General features: G+C 69.6%; 13 protein-coding genes. 11 read left to right on the forward strand and 2 right to left on the reverse strand.

Annotated features, from left to right (window positions below; genetic code table 11):
* Nucleotides 1-87: 87 nt before the first annotated feature.
* From ACFYR3_RS24995 to ACFYR3_RS25030, 8 genes are all read left to right on the forward strand, one after another.
* Nucleotides 88-1062 (forward strand): hydroxymethylglutaryl-CoA lyase, encoded by a 975-nt coding sequence (locus tag ACFYR3_RS24995; protein WP_355850821.1) that lies wholly within the window; start codon nt 88-90, stop codon nt 1060-1062.
* A gap of 11 nt (nt 1063-1073) precedes the next feature.
* Entirely contained in the window at nt 1074-2234 is a 1161-nt protein-coding gene (locus ACFYR3_RS25000) for an acyl-CoA dehydrogenase family protein (RefSeq protein ID WP_355851033.1), read from the forward strand.
* A gap of 411 nt (nt 2235-2645) precedes the next feature.
* The gene (locus ACFYR3_RS25005; protein ID WP_389284766.1) at nt 2646-3695 is read left to right on the forward strand and encodes an ABC transporter substrate-binding protein; all 1050 of its coding nucleotides are present in this window, start codon (nt 2646-2648) and stop codon (nt 3693-3695) included.
* A gap of 53 nt (nt 3696-3748) precedes the next feature.
* Nucleotides 3749-4624 carry a siderophore-interacting protein gene (locus tag ACFYR3_RS25010; protein WP_355850826.1) on the forward strand — a complete coding sequence of 292 codons (876 nt, stop codon included), beginning with the start codon at nt 3749-3751 and terminating at the stop codon, nt 4622-4624.
* Between the two features lie 190 nt (nt 4625-4814).
* Nucleotides 4815-6290 carry a lysine decarboxylase DesA gene (gene desA, locus ACFYR3_RS25015; protein ID WP_389284767.1) on the forward strand — a complete coding sequence of 492 codons (1476 nt, stop codon included), beginning with the start codon at nt 4815-4817 and terminating at the stop codon, nt 6288-6290.
* Nucleotides 6274-7554 carry a lysine N(6)-hydroxylase/L-ornithine N(5)-oxygenase family protein gene (locus ACFYR3_RS25020; protein ID WP_389284768.1) on the forward strand — a complete coding sequence of 427 codons (1281 nt, stop codon included), beginning with the start codon at nt 6274-6276 and terminating at the stop codon, nt 7552-7554. The genes desA and ACFYR3_RS25020 overlap by 17 nt, the downstream gene beginning before the upstream one ends.
* Entirely contained in the window at nt 7551-8096 is a 546-nt protein-coding gene (locus ACFYR3_RS25025; protein ID WP_389284769.1) for a GNAT family N-acetyltransferase, read from the forward strand. Before ACFYR3_RS25020 ends, ACFYR3_RS25025 begins: the two co-directional genes overlap by 4 nt.
* Nucleotides 8093-9865, forward strand: coding sequence for an IucA/IucC family protein (locus ACFYR3_RS25030; protein ID WP_389284770.1), 1773 nt, complete (start codon nt 8093-8095; stop codon nt 9863-9865). The genes ACFYR3_RS25025 and ACFYR3_RS25030 overlap by 4 nt, the downstream gene beginning before the upstream one ends.
* Nucleotides 9866-9943: 78 nt before the next feature.
* Here ACFYR3_RS25030 and ACFYR3_RS25035 read toward each other — a convergent pair whose 3' ends face one another.
* A complete protein-coding gene (locus ACFYR3_RS25035; protein ID WP_389284771.1) occupies nt 9944-11527 on the reverse strand; it encodes a beta-N-acetylhexosaminidase in 1584 nt (527 codons plus the stop codon).
* A gap of 118 nt (nt 11528-11645) precedes the next feature.
* On the opposite strand from ACFYR3_RS25035, the gene ACFYR3_RS25040 reads away from it, so the two are divergent.
* The gene (locus tag ACFYR3_RS25040; protein ID WP_355850844.1) at nt 11646-12527 is read left to right on the forward strand and encodes a DUF4429 domain-containing protein; all 882 of its coding nucleotides are present in this window, start codon (nt 11646-11648) and stop codon (nt 12525-12527) included.
* A gap of 131 nt (nt 12528-12658) precedes the next feature.
* Here the strand turns inward: ACFYR3_RS25040 and ACFYR3_RS25045 are convergent, their stop codons facing one another.
* Complete coding sequence (locus ACFYR3_RS25045; protein ID WP_355850847.1) at nt 12659-14242, reverse strand: metallophosphoesterase family protein; 1584 nt, start codon at nt 14240-14242, stop codon at nt 12659-12661.
* A 149-nt stretch (nt 14243-14391) separates the two neighbouring features.
* Here ACFYR3_RS25045 and ACFYR3_RS25050 point away from each other — a divergent pair, with 149 nt between their 5' ends.
* Both ACFYR3_RS25050 and glmS read left to right on the forward strand, forming a co-directional pair.
* A complete protein-coding gene (locus tag ACFYR3_RS25050) occupies nt 14392-14649 on the forward strand; it encodes a hypothetical protein (RefSeq protein ID WP_355850850.1) in 258 nt (85 codons plus the stop codon).
* A 14-nt stretch (nt 14650-14663) separates the two neighbouring features.
* A complete protein-coding gene (gene glmS / locus ACFYR3_RS25055) occupies nt 14664-16481 on the forward strand; it encodes a glutamine--fructose-6-phosphate transaminase (isomerizing) (protein WP_355850852.1) in 1818 nt (605 codons plus the stop codon).
* The last annotated feature ends 68 nt before the right edge of the window (nt 16482-16549 follow it).

A 16549-nucleotide genomic window follows, 5' to 3' on the forward strand; every position in this document is an offset into this window, starting at 1 on the left:
GAACGGCACGCACTACAGGCCATGCACCCACCGGGACCGAGAGGTCACAACCCTACTCGTGAGGGCTGCAGAAGGGATGGTCCTCTAATGAGCACTTCCGAACTGGGCCTGCCGATGGCCGTACCCGCCCAGGCTGTACCCGTCCAAAACCCGCCCGCCCGGGTGCGGATCTACGAGGTCGGCGCGCGCGACGGGCTGCAGAACGAGAAGACGACCGTTCCGACCGAGGTCAAGGCGGAGTTCATCCGGCGCCTCGCGGACTCGGGACTGACCACGATCGAGGCGACCAGCTTCGTCCACCCCAAGTGGGTTCCCCAACTGGCCGACGCGGAACAGCTGTTCCCGCAGGTGGCCGACCTGCCGGTGGCTCTTCCGGTCCTGGTGCCGAACGAGCGCGGACTGGAGCGGGCGCTGGCGCTCGGCGCCCGGCACGTGGCCGTCTTCGCCAGTGCGACGGAGTCCTTCGCGAAGGCCAATCTCAACCGGACGGTCGACGAGTCGCTCGCCATGTTCGAACCGGTGGTGAGCCGCGCGAAGGCCGCGGACCTCACGGTCCGCGGCTACGTCTCGATGTGCTTCGGCGACCCCTGGGAGGGCCCGGTCCCGGTCCATCAGGTCGTCCGCGTCTGCAGGGCGCTGATGGACATGGGCTGTGACGAACTGAGCCTCGGCGACACGATCGGCGTGGCGACGCCGGGCCATGTGCAGGCCCTGCTCGCCGAGCTGAACGAGGAGGGCGTGCCCACCAGCGCGCTCGGCGTGCACTTCCACGACACCTACGGCCAGGCACTCTCCAACACGCTGGCCGCCCTCCAGCACGGCGTCAGCACCGTCGACGCCTCCGCGGGCGGCCTCGGCGGCTGCCCGTACGCGAAGTCCGCGACGGGCAACCTCGCGACAGAAGACCTCGTATGGATGCTCCAGGGCCTCGGTATCGACACCGGGGTCGACCTCGGCCGCCTCACCGCCACCAGCGTGTGGATGGCCGGACAACTGGGCCGACCCAGCCCGTCCCGCACCGTCAAAGCCCTCGGTAAAACGACTCAGTCCCACCAGGAGTGATCCGCATGTCCCTGGACCACCGCCTCTCACCCGAACTCGAAGAACTCCGCCGTACGGTGGAGGCGTTCGCCCACGACGTCGTGGCGCCGAAGATCGGCGACTTCTACGAGCGGCACGAATTCCCGTACGAGATCGTGCGGGAGATGGGCCGCATGGGCCTGTTCGGACTGCCGTTCCCCGAGGAGTACGGCGGCATGGGCGGCGACTATCTCGCCCTCGGCATCGCCTTGGAGGAGCTGGCCCGGGTCGACTCGTCCGTGGCCATCACCCTGGAGGCGGGCGTCTCGCTGGGCGCCATGCCGATCCATCTCTTCGGTACGGAGGAGCAGAAGCGGGAGTGGCTCCCCCGGCTCTGCTCCGGCGAGATCCTGGGTGCCTTCGGCCTGACCGAGCCGGACGGCGGCTCGGACGCGGGCGCGACCCGTACGACGGCCCGGCTCGACCCCGAGACGAACGAGTGGGTCATCAACGGCAGCAAGTGCTTCATCACCAACTCCGGCACGGACATCACGGGCCTGGTGACGGTCACCGCGGTCACCGGCCGCAAGCCCGACGGCAAGCCGCTGATCTCCGCGATCATCGTCCCCTCGGGCACCCCCGGCTTCACGGTCGCGGCCCCGTACTCGAAGGTCGGCTGGAACGCCTCCGACACCCGTGAACTGTCCTTCGCGGACGTGCGCGTCCCGGCGGCCAACCTGCTTGGCGAGGAGGGGCGCGGCTACGCGCAGTTCCTGCGCATCCTGGACGAGGGCCGCATCGCCATCGCGGCGCTGGCCACGGGTCTGGCGCAGGGCTGTGTCGACGAGTCGGTCAAGTACGCCAAGGAGCGGCACGCGTTCGGGCGCCCGATCGGCGCCAACCAGGCGATCCAGTTCAAGATCGCCGACATGGAGATGAAGGCCCACATGGCCCGCGTCGGCTGGCGCGACGCCGCGTCCCGGCTCGTCGCGGGCGAGCCCTTCAAGAAGGAGGCGGCGGTCGCCAAGCTGTACTCCTCCACGATCGCCGTCGACAACGCCCGTGACGCCACCCAGGTCCACGGCGGCTACGGCTTCATGAACGAGTACCCGGTCGCCCGGATGTGGCGCGACTCCAAGATCCTGGAGATCGGCGAGGGCACGAGCGAGGTGCAGCGGATGCTGATCGCCCGTGAACTGGGGCTCACCGGCTGACCCTTCACCCAGGACCAGCGCATCGCGGCCACCGCCGGGCACCCGCCCGCCGGTGGCCGCGATGCGTCCGGCGTCCGGCCGACGGCCGCAAGGGCTGCGGCGCGCCCGCGCACGGGATCATCGCCGACCCGCTGAGCTGCAAGTGAAGCGACACTGGGTGGTCATCAGGGGCAAGGCCTGACCATCCGTCACCCCGCCGAACCGAGCAGGATCGGCGGGTGAGTTGAGGCGTCGCGGTTCCGGGCCCGGACCCGGGAAGCACGGCGCCGTCGCATCGGCCGCACCGCGCAGGCGGGCCGCCGATTCGGCCTCCGCGCGCCCCGCCCCCTGGACAAGAACTGAGGTTAGGCTAACCTACCTTCGAACTCGTCCGGCGGGCGCTCCCGCCCCGTGCCGAAAGCAGCCACACTCATGCCCAACGCCCGTGCCACCCACCTCACCCGTCGCGGCATCCTCGCCGCGGGCGGCGCCCTCGGCCTCGGTGCCATCCTCGCGGCCTGCGGCGACGACAACGCCTCGAAAAACGGTGGCTCGGACTCGACGAAGGCCGCCGAGAAGTCCGGCCCGTGGGCGTTCAAGGACGACCGCGGCACGACCGTGAAGCTGGACAGGGTTCCGGCGAACATCGTCGCCTTCACCGGTGTCGCCGCCGCCCTGTTCGACTACGGCATCGAGGTCAAGGGCGTGTTCGGCCCGACGAAGACCAAGGACGGCAAGGCCGACGTCCAGGCCGGCGACATGGACATCAGCAAGCTGACGATCCTCGGCAACGAGTGGGGCCAGTTCAACATCGAGAAGTACGCGGGCCTCGCCCCCGACGTCCTGGTCTCGACGATGTTCGACGCCGCGGGCACCCTCTGGTACGTCCCCGAGGAGTCCAAGGACAAGATCCTCAAACTGGCCCCGAGCGTCGGCATCTCCGTCTTCGGCATCCAGATGCCCCAGCCGCTGGAGCACATGCTCGCGCTGGCCGAGTCCCTCGGCGCCGACGTGAGGTCCGCGAAGATCGTCGAGGCGAAGAAGAAGTTCGAGACGGCCGCCGAACGGCTGCGCAAGGCCGCCAAGGCCCGCCCCGAGATCAAGGTGCTCGCCGGCAGCGCGAGCCAGGACATCTTCTACGTCTCCGGCTCCAACCTCTCCATCGACCTTGAGTACTTCAAGGCGCTCGGCGTGAACATCGTCGAGCCCTCCGCCAAGGCCCTGAAGGCCAGCGGCGGCTGGTTCGAGAACCTGAGCTGGGAGAACGTCGACAAGTACCCGGCCGACGTCATCATCATGGACGACCGCACGTCGACCATCCAGCCGGCCGACATCACCGAGGCCACCTGGAAGAAGCTGCCCGCCGTCAAGGCCGGCCAGGTCATCGCCCGGACCCCCGAGCCGATCCTGTCGTACGACAAGTGCACCCCGATCCTCGACAAGCTCGCCGAGGCCATCGAGAACGCGAAAAAGGTCGCCTGAGACCCCCTTCGCGACCCCGTCCGCGACCCCCTGACGACGGCTCAGGAGCACTCATGACGACGGCCGTAGCCGCCCCGTTCCGTTTCTTCTCCCTCCAGGTCGTACTGACGAGGCGGCTCGGCCCGTCCCTGCTCCGGGTGACCTTCGCCGGGCCCGATCTGCGGGCGTTCCACTCCGACGGGCGCGACCAGTCCCTGTCCCTGTTCCTGCCGCACCCCGGCCAGCGCGAGCCGGCCGTGCCGATCGAACTGGGCGACAACTGGTGGCAGGGCTGGCGCGAACTGCCGGACGGCGTACGGGCGGTGATGCGCTCGTACACCCTGCGCGAGCTGCGCCGCGACCCCGACGAGATCGACATCGACTTCGCGCTGCACGGCCTGGAGCCGGGCACGGCGGCCCCCGCGGGGCCCGCCTCGCGCTGGGCGTCCTGCGCGCGGGCCGGTGACCGTGTCGTGCTGCTCGGCCCCGCCGTCGAGGACAACCGGGCCATCCGGTTCCGGCCGCCCGCGGACACCGATCTCGTCGTCCTGTGGGGCGACGAGACGGCCGTCCCCGCAGCCGCCGCCATCCTCGAATCGCTGCCGGCGGGCCTGCGCGTCCGCGCCTGGCTGGAGGTCCACCATGCCGCCGACATCCAGGATCTGACGACCTCGGCCGACGCCGAGATCACCTGGCTCGTCCGGGACGAACGCTCCGACGCGAGCTCCCCGGACTCCCCGGGTTCCTCCATGGCGCTCGACGCCTTGCGCGCGGCCCAACTCCCGTTCTCCCAGGCTCCGTACGCCTGGATCGCGGGCGAGTCCGGCCGGGTGAAGGAACTGCGCCGCCATCTCGTGCGCGAGCGCGGCATCGACCGCGGGCGGGTCACCTTCGTGGGCTACTGGCGGCAGGGGCTGAGCGAGGAGCAACTCCGGGAGCGGGGCGAGTAGTTCGCGGGCACCCGCGGCGCCTTCCGGAAGTCCGGAACGGTCCGGCGACGATCCGGGGCCTGCGTAACGAAAGACCCAGGTGGGGCGGGATCGCACGATCGACTTAGGTTAGGCTAACCTACGTTGAACGTCGGGATTCCGCCCCTTCTCCTGTCCCGCTCGGACTCTCCCCCGCACGGAGGACCCCCACATGCGCTCGCACCTGCTCAATGACACCACCGCGGACCGGTACCGCCGCTCCGTGACCGAAGGCGTCGAGCGGGTGGCGGCCAGACTCGCCACCACCGACCGCCCGTTCACGGGTGTCACGGTCGACGACCTCGCTCCCCGCATCGAGCGGATCGACCTCGACAAGCCCCTGCACGACACCACGGCCGTCCTCGACGAGCTGGAAGAGGTCTACCTCCAGGACGCGATCTACTTCCACCACCCCCGCTACCTCGCCCACCTCAACTGCCCGGTCGTCATCCCGGCGGTGCTCGGCGAGGCCGTCCTCTCCGCCGTCAACTCCTCCCTGGACACCTGGGACCAGTCGGCCGGCGGCACCCTCATCGAGCGCAGGCTCATCGACTGGACCAACGAGCGGATCGGCCTCGGCCCGGCCGCCGACGGTGTGTTCACCAGCGGCGGCAGCCAGTCCAACCTCCAGGCCCTGCTGCTGGCCCGCGAGGAGGCCAAGCCCGGCGGGGAAGGATGGGAGGGCGAGGGAGCGGGGGCCGACCTCGGCAAACTGCGCGTCTTCGCCTCCGAGGCCGGCCACTTCAGCGTCAAGAAGTCGGCCAAACTCCTCGGCCTCGGCGCCGACGCCGTCGTCTCGATCCCCGTCGACCACGACAAGCGCATGCAGACCGTCGCCCTCGCCCGCGAGCTGGAACGCTGCAGGCAGGACGGCCTCGTCCCGATGGCCGTCGTCGCCACCGCGGGCACCACCGACTTCGGCTCCATCGATCCGCTGCCCGAAATCGCGGAGCTGTGCTCCCAGTTCGGCGCCTGGATGCACGTGGACGCCGCCTACGGCTGCGGACTGCTCACCTCGCTGAAGAACCGGGACCGCCTCGACGGCATCGAGCGGGCCGACTCCGTCACCGTCGACTACCACAAGTCCTTCTTCCAGCCCGTGAGTTCCTCGGCCGTGCTGGTCCGGGACGCCTCGACGCTGCGCCACGCGACCTACCACGCGGAGTACCTCAACCCGCGCCGCATGGTCCAGGAGCGCATCCCCAACCAGGTCGACAAGTCCCTCCAGACCACCCGCCGCTTCGACGCGCTGAAGCTGTGGATGACGCTGCGCGTGATGGGCGCCGACGGCATCGGCGAACTCTTCGACGAGGTCTGCGACCTGGCCGCGGAGGGCTGGAAGCTGCTCGCCGCCGACCCGCGCTTCGACGTCGTCGTGCGGCCCTCGCTCTCCACCCTCGTCTTCCGGTACATGCCGGCCGCCGTCACCGACCCGGCCGAGATCGACCGCGCCAGCCTGTACGCCCGCAAGGCCCTGTTCGCCTCCGGTGACGCCGTCGTCGCGGGCACCAAGGTCGGCGGACGCCACTACCTGAAGTTCACGTTGCTCAACCCCGAGACCACGACGGACGACATCGCCGCCGTCCTCGACCTGATCGCCGGCCACGCCGAGCAGTACCTGGGAGAGTCCCTTGACCGCGCTTGCTGAATCCACGGACACGACCTACGACTTCGTGGGCATCGGGCTCGGTCCCTTCAATCTCGGCCTCGCCTGTCTGACCGAGCCCATCGCCGAACTGAGCGGCGTCTTCCTGGAGTCGAAGCCCCACTTCGAGTGGCACTCCGGCATGTTCCTGGAGGGCGCGCACCTCCAGACCCCGTTCATGTCGGACCTGGTCACCCTCGCCGACCCGACCTCCCCGTACTCCTTCCTCAACTACCTGAAGGAATCGGGCCGTCTGTACGCGTTCTACATCCGCGAGAACTTCTATCCACTACGGGTCGAGTACGACGACTACTGCCGCTGGGCCGCGTCGAAGCTGAGCAGCGTCCGCTTCGGCACGACGGTCGCGGAGGTGACGTACGAGGACGAGGTGTACGTCGTACGGACCGAGGCCGGTGAGCTGCTGCGGGCCCGGCACCTGGTCCTCGGCACCGGCACCTCGCCCCACGTCCCGGACGCCTGCGCGGACCTCGGCGGCGACTTCATCCACAACTCCCGCTATACGCAGCACAAGCGGGAGCTGCAGGGCAAGGAGTCGATCACCCTGGTCGGCAGCGGCCAGTCCGCCGCCGAGATCTTCCACGACCTGCTGAGCGAGATCGACGTCCACGGCTACCGGCTGAACTGGGTGACCCGCTCGCCGCGCTTCTTCCCCCTCGAATACACCAAGCTGACCCTGGAGATGACCTCCCCGGAGTACATCGACTACTTCCACGCGCTCCCCGAAGCGACCCGCTACCGCCTCCAGTCGGAGCAGAAGGGCCTGTTCAAGGGCATCGACGGCGAACTGATCAACGAGATCTTCGACCTGCTCTACCAGAAGAACCTCGGCGGCCCGGTCCCCGCGCGGCTGCTCACCAACTCCTCGCTCGAAAGCGCGCGTTACGACGAGGGCACGTACACCCTCGGCCTCCGCCAGCAGGAACAGGGCAAGGACTACGAGCTGCGCTCGGCCGGCCTGGTCCTGGCCACGGGCTACCGGTACGCCGAGCCCGCGTTCCTCGCACCGGTCCGCGACCGGCTCCGCTACGACACGCACGGCAACTTCGACGTGGCCCGCAACTACGCCGTCGACACCACGGGAAGCGGGATCTTCCTGCAGAACGCGGGCGTCCACACCCACTCGATCACCTCACCGGACCTCGGCATGGGCCCGTACCGCAACGCGTCCATCATCCGTGAGCTGCTCGGCGGAACCGAGTACTACCCGGTCGAGAAGACCATCGCCTTCCAGGAGTTCGCAGTATGACCACCGCGACCGGCATCGGCACCTTCACCGTCCGCCCCCTCGACCCCGTCGAGGACGCCCCGCTGCTGCACGGGTGGGTGACGCATCCCAAGGCCGCCTTCTGGATGATGCAGGAGGCGAGACTGCACGACGTGGAGCGCGAGTACATGGCCATCGCGGCGAGCGAGCACCACGACGCGTTCATCGGAGTGCTGGACGGCGAGCCCGTCTTCCTGATGGAGCGCTACGACCCCAGGTATGTCGAACTCGTCGGGCTGTACGAGCCGGAGCCGGGCGATGTCGGCATGCACTTCCTGGTCGCGCCGAGCGACACGCCCGTGCACGGCTTCACCCGGGCCGTGATCACCGCGGTGATGGAGCAGCTGTTCGCCGACCCGGCGACCCGCCGGGTCGTCGTCGAGCCCGACGTGGCCAACACGGCAGTGCACGCACTCAACGAGGCCGTCGGTTTCGTGCCCGAGCGGGAGATCCAGAAGCCGGAGAAGAAGGCGCTGCTGAGCTTCTGCACCCGGGAGCGGTTCGCGAAGGCGGTGGCGGCATGAGCCTCGCCGGGAGCGTCGCCCACCTCTCCCCCGAGCGCTGGGCCCTCGCCAACCGACTCCTCGTCCGCAAGGCGCTCGCCGAGTTCGCCCACGAGCGGCTGATCACCCCGCGGAGCCTGCCGGACGGCCGGTACGAGGTCCGCGGCGACGACGGTCTGACGAGTTACCGCTTCACCGCCGTGCTGCGTTCCCTCGAGCACTGGCAGGTGGCCGCCGAGTCCATCACCCGGCACCACGACGGCAGCGAACTCCCGCTGTCCGCCCTGGACTTCTTCATCGAGCTGAAGGATTCGCTGGGGCTGAGCGACGAGGTCCTGCCGGTCTATCTGGAGGAGATCTCCTCCACCCTCTCGGGCACCTGCTTCAAGCTCACCAAGCCGCGGGTCCCGGTCCGTGAACTGGCCGGCGCCGGTTTCCAGGCCATCGAGACCGGCATGACCGAGGGGCACCCCTGCTTCGTCGCCAACAACGGGCGGCTCGGCTTCGGCGTGCGGGAGTACCTCGCCCACGCGCCCGAGACCGCGAACCCGGTCCGGCTGGTGTGGCTGGCCGCGCACCGCTCACGGGCCGCGTTCACGGCGGGGGCCGGCATCGAGTACGAGTCCTTCGTGCGCGAGGAGCTGGGCGCGGACACCGTCGAGCGGTTCGCCCGGACGCTGACCGGCCGGGGGCTCGACCCCGAGGACTACCTGCTCATACCCGTGCACCCCTGGCAGTGGTGGAACAAGCTGTCCGTGACGTTCGCCGCCGAGGTCGCCGAGCGGCGCCTGGTCTGCCTCGGCGAGGGCGACGACGAGTACCTCGCCCAGCAGTCCATCCGGACGTTCTTCAACACCAGCAGCCCCGAGAAGCACTATGTGAAGACCGCGCTGAGCGTCCTCAACATGGGCTTCATGCGCGGTCTGTCCGCCGCCTACATGGAGGCGACCCCGGCCATCAACGACTGGCTGGCCCAGCTCGTCGAGAACGACCCGGTGCTGAAGTCGACGGGACTGTCCGTCATCCGTGAGCGGGCGGCCGTCGGCTACCGGCACCTGGAGTACGAGGCGGCCACCGACCGCTACTCCCCGTACCGCAAGATGCTGGCCGCGCTGTGGCGGGAGAGTCCGGTCCCCTCGCTCCAGGAGGGCGAGAGCCTCGCGACGATGGCGTCCCTCGTCCATGTCGACCACGAGGGCCACTCGTTCGCGGGCGCGCTGATCGAGCGGTCGGGCCTGACGCCGGTGGAGTGGCTGCGCGGCTACCTGCGCGCCTACCTCACGCCGCTCCTGCACAGCTTCTACGCGTACGACCTGGTCTACATGCCGCACGGTGAGAACGTCATCCTGGTCCTGAAGGACGGGGCCGTGCGGCGGGCGGTCTACAAGGACATCGCCGAGGAGATCGCGGTCATGGACCCGCAGGCGGTGCTGCCGCCCGCGGTCGAGCGGATCCGGGTCGAGGTCCCCGAGGACACGAAGCTGCTGTCGATCTTCACGGACGTCTTCGACTGCTTCTTCCGCTTCCTGGCCGCCCAGTTGGCGGACGAGGGCATTCTCGGCGAGGAGGACTTCTGGCGGACGGTCGCCGAGTCGGTACGCGCGTACCAGCAGGCGACGCCCGAACTGGACGACAAGTTCCGGCAGTACGACCTGTTCGCGCCCGAGTTCGCGCTGTCCTGCCTCAACCGGCTCCAGCTGCGCGACAACCGGCAGATGGTCGACCTGTCGGATCCGTCGGGCGCGCTGCAGCTGGTCGGCACCCTGAAGAACCCGATCGCCGGGTTCTGAGCACCGGGCTCCGCGAGGAGCCCCACGGACGGGCGGGCGCCCCGGAGACGGTCCTCCGGGGCGCCCGTCGGCCTTCCGCTAACGAGCCGGCCAGGGGACCTGCGGCGAGCGGTAGTAGCCGATACCCAGGGCGTCCCAGCGCGGCCCCTGGGCGGCGAGCCGCACCTTGTAGGTGTCCCAGTCGTGCGTCGACGCGGGCGACCAGCCGAGTTCGGCGGCCCCGGGCAGCCTCGGGAAGGCCATGACGTCGATGTCGGCGGAGGTCACGATCGTCTCGGTCCACAGCGGCGCCTCGACGCCCTTGACTGCCGAGGCGGGCACGCCGGGAAGGTAGCTGCCCGGGTCCCAGTCGTAGGCCCGCCGCACCTCCACCAGACCGGCCCAGTCCTGGCCGAGCGGGGTGTCGGCGGTGTACTTCATGTCGAGGTAGAGCCGGTCGGCGGGCGACAGCACGAGCCCGGTCCCGTTCTGGGCGGCGCGGGCGACCTGCGCCTTCTCCTCGGCGCTGGTGTCGTCGAGCCCCCAGTACTGCGCGACGGCGCCCTTCGCCGGGGTGGCCCCGGTCAGCTGGTGCCAACCGATCACCTTCTTGCCGTACTTGGCGACGAGGGGCTGCACCTTGTCCATGAAGGTCACGTAGTCGGCGTGGCTGGTGGAGTGCGCCTCGTCGCCGCCGATGTGGAGGTACTTGCCCGGGGTGAGCGCGGCCAGCTCGCGGATCACGTCGTCCACGAAGTCGTACGTCAGCGGCTTGTTCACGCACAGCGAGCTGAAGCCGACGTCGGTGCCGGTGTAGAGCGGCGGCGCGACGCCGTCGCAGTTCAGTTCGGCGTACGAGGCGAGGGCCGCGTTGGTGTGTCCGGGCATGTCGATCTCCGGGACGACCTCCAGATAGCGGGAGGAGGCGTACCGGACGATCTCGCGGTAGTCGGCCTTGGTGTAGGAGCCGCCCCGTCCGCCGCCGACCTCGGTGGACCCGCCGTGGGCCGCCAGCCGGGGCCAGGAGTCGACGGCGATGCGCCAGCCCTGGTCGTCGCTCAGGTGCAGATGCAGCTTGTTGACCTTGTAGAGCGCCAGTTCGTCGATGTAGTGCTTGACCTGGGCGACGGTGAAGAAGTGCCGGGAGACGTCGAGCATCGCGCCGCGGTAGGCGTAGCGCGGGGTGTCCTCGATGGTGCCGCCGGCGATCAGCCAGGGTCCGCGCTGGACGGAGTTCTTCTCGACAGTGGCGGGCAGCAGTTGACGCAGGGTCTGCACGCCGTGGAAGAGGCCCGCGGGCCGTCCGGCCGTGATCGTGACGCCCGAACTGCCGCTGTCGAGGCGGTAACCCTCGGCGCCCAGTCCCTTGCCGCCGAGCCGGAGCCGGATCGCTCCCGCGCCGTGCGAGGTGACCGGCAGCCGGTAGCCGGTGGAGGGCCGCAGGATGCCCGCGAGGTATTCGCCGACCGTGCGGGCCTCGCGCGAGTCGTCGACGCGGATGCGGGTGCCGCCGGTGACGCGGTACGGGGATCCGCCCGGGTGGACGGAGACGGGGGCCGGGACGACGCGGCCGAGCGGAGCGGCGGCCTCGGTGTGCGGTGCCGCGCCGACGAGGGAGATACCGGCCGCCGCCACGAGCAGCAGCGTACCGAGGAGGCGGGGCGTTCTGTGGTGCTGTCTCACATGCGCTCCCTTCGGTGCCCGGCGAAGGCTCTCGGCCCGTCCTCGGCCGCGCCCTTCGCCGCGCTCTTCGAATTGGTCGAGACCACTCTCCCGCAGACGCGGTGGAACAATCCCCTTCATGGCGGAAATCATCCAGCGGGACGGCACGTGGATCTTCGACGGGGACGCTCTGCGGCTGACTCCCGGGCGGGACAAGAACGTCAGCCTGCTGCGCCGGACGCTGGGTGAACTCACCGTGCCGCTCGGCGCGTTGGCGGGTGTCTCGCTGGAGCAGGGCAGGAAGGCCGGGCGGCTCAGGCTCCGGCTGCGCGACGGCGCCGACCCGCTGCTCCAGGCGACGGGCGGCAAGCTCGCGGAGCCCAACGACCCGTATCAGCTGACGGTGGAGGCCGACCGTTTCGGCGTCGCCGAGTACTTCGTGGACGAGGTGCGGGGCGCGCTGCTCCTCGACCAGGTTCCGTCCGATCCGGTCGACGGCTATCTGCTGCCCGGCCCGGCGGTGCCGCTGTCCGCCTCCGCCGGTGACGGCACGGCGAGCTTCGACGGCGAACGCGTACGCCTGGAGTGGAACTGGAAGACGGAGGACGCGAAGTCCGCTTCGGGGGCCCGGACCCTCGCCCTCGGCGACATCGCGGCCGTCGAGTGGCGTCCGGCGGCCGGGCTGGAGAACGGCTGTCTGCGCTTCACCGTGCGCGGTGCCGGCGCGTTGGCGCCGCCGAAGTACGACCCCAACTCCGTGGAGCTGTGGGGCTTCAAGAGGGACCCGCTGATGGCGCTGGTCGCGGCGGCGGTGCAGGCGAGGCTGCCGCATCCCACTGCGGCGGTGCAGGAACGGACGGTCGAGGAGCCGGCCTGGGAGGCGGCCCCCGAGCCCGGACCCGAGGCCGACCACGACGCCCTCCTGCGCAGGCTTCGCGAACTCGGCGAACTGCACCGGGAGGGCGTCCTGACGGACGAGGAGTTCACCCTGGCCAAGCAGGCGGTCCTCAAGCGCCTCTAGGAACGGGCGCTCGAGGACCACCGCTCGCGGAGCCGGCCGCCGGCCAGGTAGGCGGTACGCCCCGCCTTCTGGGCGTACCTGTGTACCTATGTGCCTGGCACCTGTGCGTCCGGTACCTGTGTGCCCGGGAGCTACTTGGCCCGGCGCGCGACCGTGAAGTGGTCGACTTCCGCACCGGTCTCGGCGATGCCACGGACCTTCAGGGTGGCGAGGCGGCCCTTCGGGGCCGGGGTGACGTCGACGCGCAGGAACGAGTAGTTGAGGTAGCGCACGCGCGACCAGGCGACCGTCTCGGCCTGCTTGCCGTCCTTGAGGTTGATGAAGGAGGCGACGGACTCGACCTCGTTCTCCTTGCCCTCGTAGGACTCCGGGGCGGTGAAGGCGTACAGGCTGCGGCCGGCCGCGCCCGCCGTCACGTACACGACACCGTCGGTCTCCGGGTACGCCGTGCCGCCGATCGGCAGCTTCTTGGTGACCGCGTTCGCCTTGATGACGTCCGTGCGCTCGTACTGGTGGTTGTGGCCGTTGATCACCAGGTCGACGGTGTACTTCTCGAACAGCGGCACCCACTCCTGTCGCACGCCCCCCTCCGAGGCGTGCGCCGTGGAGGTGCAGTACGCGCAGTGGTGGAAGAAGATCACGATGAAGTCGATGTCCCGCGAGGCGCGGTAGGTCTTGAGCTGGGTCTCCAGCCACTTGGTCTGGGTGCCGCCGGAGATGCCGAGGTTGGCCGGGATCTCGAAGGAGATGTCGTTGGCGTCGAGCGAGATGATCGCCGTGTTGCCGTGGACGAAGGAGTAGACGCCGGGCAGGTTGGCCTTGTCGGGCCCGTTGTCCGGCAGCGTCCAGCGGGCCTCCTCGCCGCCGTACCCGTTGGGCGAGTACCAGGCCTCCATGTCGTGGTTGCCGTACGCCGGCATCCACGGCACCTGCTTGGCGACCGTCTCGGTCTGGGCGAGGAACTGGTCCCAGATGCGCGAGTCGAAGCCGGTGTCGGCGGTCTTGCCCTGGCCCGCCGGGTCCGCGTACGCGATGTCGCCGGCGTGCAGGTGGAAGGCGGGGTTCTGGGCGAGCAGCAGGGCGTCGTTGGCGAGGCCGTGGTAGCCGACGCCCTCGTCGCCGAAGGCGGTGAAGGTGAACGGCTCGGCGTGCGAGGGGGCGGTGGTGAAGGTGCCGAGCGTGCCGAGGAGGTGGGGCTCGGCCGGGTCGAAGCCCGCGTGGCCGACGCCGTAGTAGTAGGTCCTGCCGGGGCGCAGGTGGGTGAGCTTGGCGTGCAGGTAGTACTGGGTGTGGTCGCCGCTCGCGCCCACGCCGGCCGGGGTGTAGAGGGTGCGCACCTCGGCCTCGATCTTGCGCGAGAGGTCACAGGGGTGGGCGCCGATACGGATGTAGGGCTTGCTGACCGCGGCCGGGACCTGCCAGGAGACGGTCATCTCGGTGCGCGGGTCGTTGCCGAAGGCGAGGTGGCGGCCGAAGGGGGCGACGAGCGCGCCGTCCACCTTCTCCGTCGAGGTCGGGGCGGCCGTCCGCTGCGTCGGGACCGCGGCCTGTGCGGCGCCCGGTACGAAGGCACCGCCGGCGACGGCACCGAGGGTCACGGCGCCGCCTCTGATCATGTTGCGCCGCGAGAACTTGGCGCGAAGGTACTCGTACTGCTCGGCCATGGTCATCTTCTCGGCGAGCTGCTCGGGTACGCCCATGCGTGGAATGTCCATGGCACCAGAAGTTGCTCCTGGCAATCGACACGGCGCAAGACGCAGGATGGACAGCCTGTAAACAGCACACCATAAGAGATCCAACACCCTCTTGCCCGATATCGGGCAGGATTCTTGCGAAACGTCTTCCCGTCCTCCAGGATCATCGGGTGCACGACGAACTCGTTGATCATTTGACGCGGTCGACCCCCCTGAACCGGGGCGAGGCGCTGCGAGTGATCCAGGACGTGCTCGCCTACTTCGACGAGACGACCCAGGACTTCGTCCGTCGCCGCCACCGCGAACTCCAGGCCCAGGGCCTGGTGAACGCGTCGATCTTCGAGCGGATCGAAGCGGACCTGAAATATCGCGCGGTCGCGCCGCCGGAGCTCACGCTCAGGCAGCTGCGCCGCATCGTTTACGGCTGAGGGACTCTACGTATATGTGCGGAATCGTCGGATACATCGGCAGGCGTGATGTGACCCCGCTGCTCCTCGAAGGCCTTCAGCGCCTGGAGTACCGCGGCTACGACTCGGCGGGCATAGTCGTGACCTCCCCGAAGTCGGCCGGCCTGAAGATGGTCAAGGCCAAGGGCCGGGTCCGCGATCTGGAGGCCAAGGTCCCCAAGCGCTTCGCCGGCACCACGGGCATCGCCCACACCCGCTGGGCCACGCACGGCGCCCCCTCCGACGTGAACGCGCACCCCCACATGTCCGGCGACAACAAGGTCGCGGTCGTCCACAACGGCATCATCGACAACGCCTCCGACCTGCGGAAGAAGCTCGAGGCCGACGGCGTCGAGTTCCTCTCGGAGACCGACACCGAGGTCCTCACCCACCTGGTCGCCCGCTCCCAGCAGGAGAAGCTGGAGGACAAGGTCCGCGAGGCGCTGCGTGTCATAGAGGGCACCTACGGCATCGCGGTGATGCACGCCGACTTCCCCGACCGCATCGTGGTGGCGCGAAACGGCTCCCCCGTCGTTCTCGGCATCGGCGAGAAGGAGATGTTCGTCGCCTCGGACATCGCCGCCCTGGTCACCCACACCCGCCAGATAGTCACGCTGGACGACGGCGAGATGGCCACGCTCAAGGCCGACGACTTCCGGACGTACACCACCGAGGGCACCCGTACGACGTCCGAGCCCACCACCGTGGAGTGGGAGGCCGCGTCGTACGACATGGGCGGCCACGACACGTACATGCACAAGGAGATCCACGAGCAGGTCGAGGCCGTGGACCGCGTGCTGCGCGGCCGTATCGACGACCGGTTCTCGACGGTCCACCTCGGCGGCCTGAACCTGGACGCCCGTGAGGCGCGCGCGGTGCGCCGAGTGAAGATCCTCGGCTGCGGCACCTCGTACCACGCGGGCATGATCGGCGCCCAGATGATCGAGGAGCTGGCCCGTATCCCCGCGGACGCCGAGCCGGCCTCCGAGTTCCGCTACCGCAACGCGGTCGTCGACCCCGACACCCTGTACATCGCGGTCTCCCAGTCCGGTGAGACCTACGACGTGCTGGCGGCCGTCCAGGAGCTGAAGCGCAAGGGCGCGCGGGTGCTCGGCGTGGTCAACGTCGTCGGCTCGGCGATCGCCCGCGAGGCGGACGGCGGCATGTACGTCCACGCGGGCCCCGAGGTCTGCGTCGTCTCGACGAAGTGCTTCACCAACACCACCGTCGCCTTCGCGCTGCTCGCCCTGCACCTCGGCCGCACCCGTGACCTCTCGGTCCGCGACGGCAAGCGGATCATCGAGGGCCTGCGCAAGCTGCCCGCGCAGATCGCCGAGATCCTGGAGCAGGAGGACGAGATCAAGAAGCTGGCCGCGGAGTACGCCGAGGCCCGCTCGATGCTCTTCATCGGCCGCGTCCGGGGCTACCCGGTGGCCCGTGAGGCCTCGCTGAAGCTCAAGGAGGTCTCGTACATCCACGCCGAGGCGTACCCGGCGTCCGAGCTCAAGCACGGCCCGCTGGCGCTCATCGAGCCGGCACTGCCGACCGTCGCGATCGTCCCCGACGACGACCTGCTGGAGAAGAACCGCGCCGCGCTGGAGGAGATCAAGGCCCGCAGCGGCCAGATCCTCGCCGTCGCGCACCGCCACCAGGAGAAGGCCGATCAGACGATCATCGTCCCGAAGAACGAGGACGAGCTGGACCCGATCCTGATGGGCATCCCGCTCCAACTCCTCGCTTACCACACGGCGTTGGCGCTCGGCCGGGACATCGACAAGCCGCGCAACCTGGCCAAGTCGGTCACCGTCGAGTAGTCGACCACCGGGCGGTCCGCCGCCGAGAGATCCACCACCGAATGATCCGCCGTCGCGCATGTCCCCTG

The sequence above is a fragment of the Streptomyces sp. NPDC005784 genome, assembly GCF_042871525.1.
GTDB lineage: Bacteria > Actinomycetota > Actinomycetes > Streptomycetales > Streptomycetaceae > Streptomyces.

Coding starts and splice junctions, on each gene's coding strand:
- ACFYR3_RS24995 (WP_355850821.1), top strand. CDS start 88: ATGAGCACTTCCGAACTGGGCCTGCCGATGGCCGTACCCGCCCAGGCT.
- ACFYR3_RS25005 (WP_389284766.1), top strand. CDS start 2,646: ATGCCCAACGCCCGTGCCACCCACCTCACCCGTCGCGGCATCCTCGCC.
- ACFYR3_RS25010 (WP_355850826.1), top strand. CDS start 3,749: ATGACGACGGCCGTAGCCGCCCCGTTCCGTTTCTTCTCCCTCCAGGTC.
- desA (WP_389284767.1), top strand. CDS start 4,815: ATGCGCTCGCACCTGCTCAATGACACCACCGCGGACCGGTACCGCCGC.
- ACFYR3_RS25025 (WP_389284769.1), top strand. CDS start 7,551: ATGACCACCGCGACCGGCATCGGCACCTTCACCGTCCGCCCCCTCGAC.
- ACFYR3_RS25030 (WP_389284770.1), top strand. CDS start 8,093: ATGAGCCTCGCCGGGAGCGTCGCCCACCTCTCCCCCGAGCGCTGGGCC.
- ACFYR3_RS25040 (WP_355850844.1), top strand. CDS start 11,646: ATGGCGGAAATCATCCAGCGGGACGGCACGTGGATCTTCGACGGGGAC.
- ACFYR3_RS25045 (WP_355850847.1), bottom strand. CDS start 14,242: ATGGACATTCCACGCATGGGCGTACCCGAGCAGCTCGCCGAGAAGATG.
- glmS (WP_355850852.1), top strand. CDS start 14,664: ATGTGCGGAATCGTCGGATACATCGGCAGGCGTGATGTGACCCCGCTG.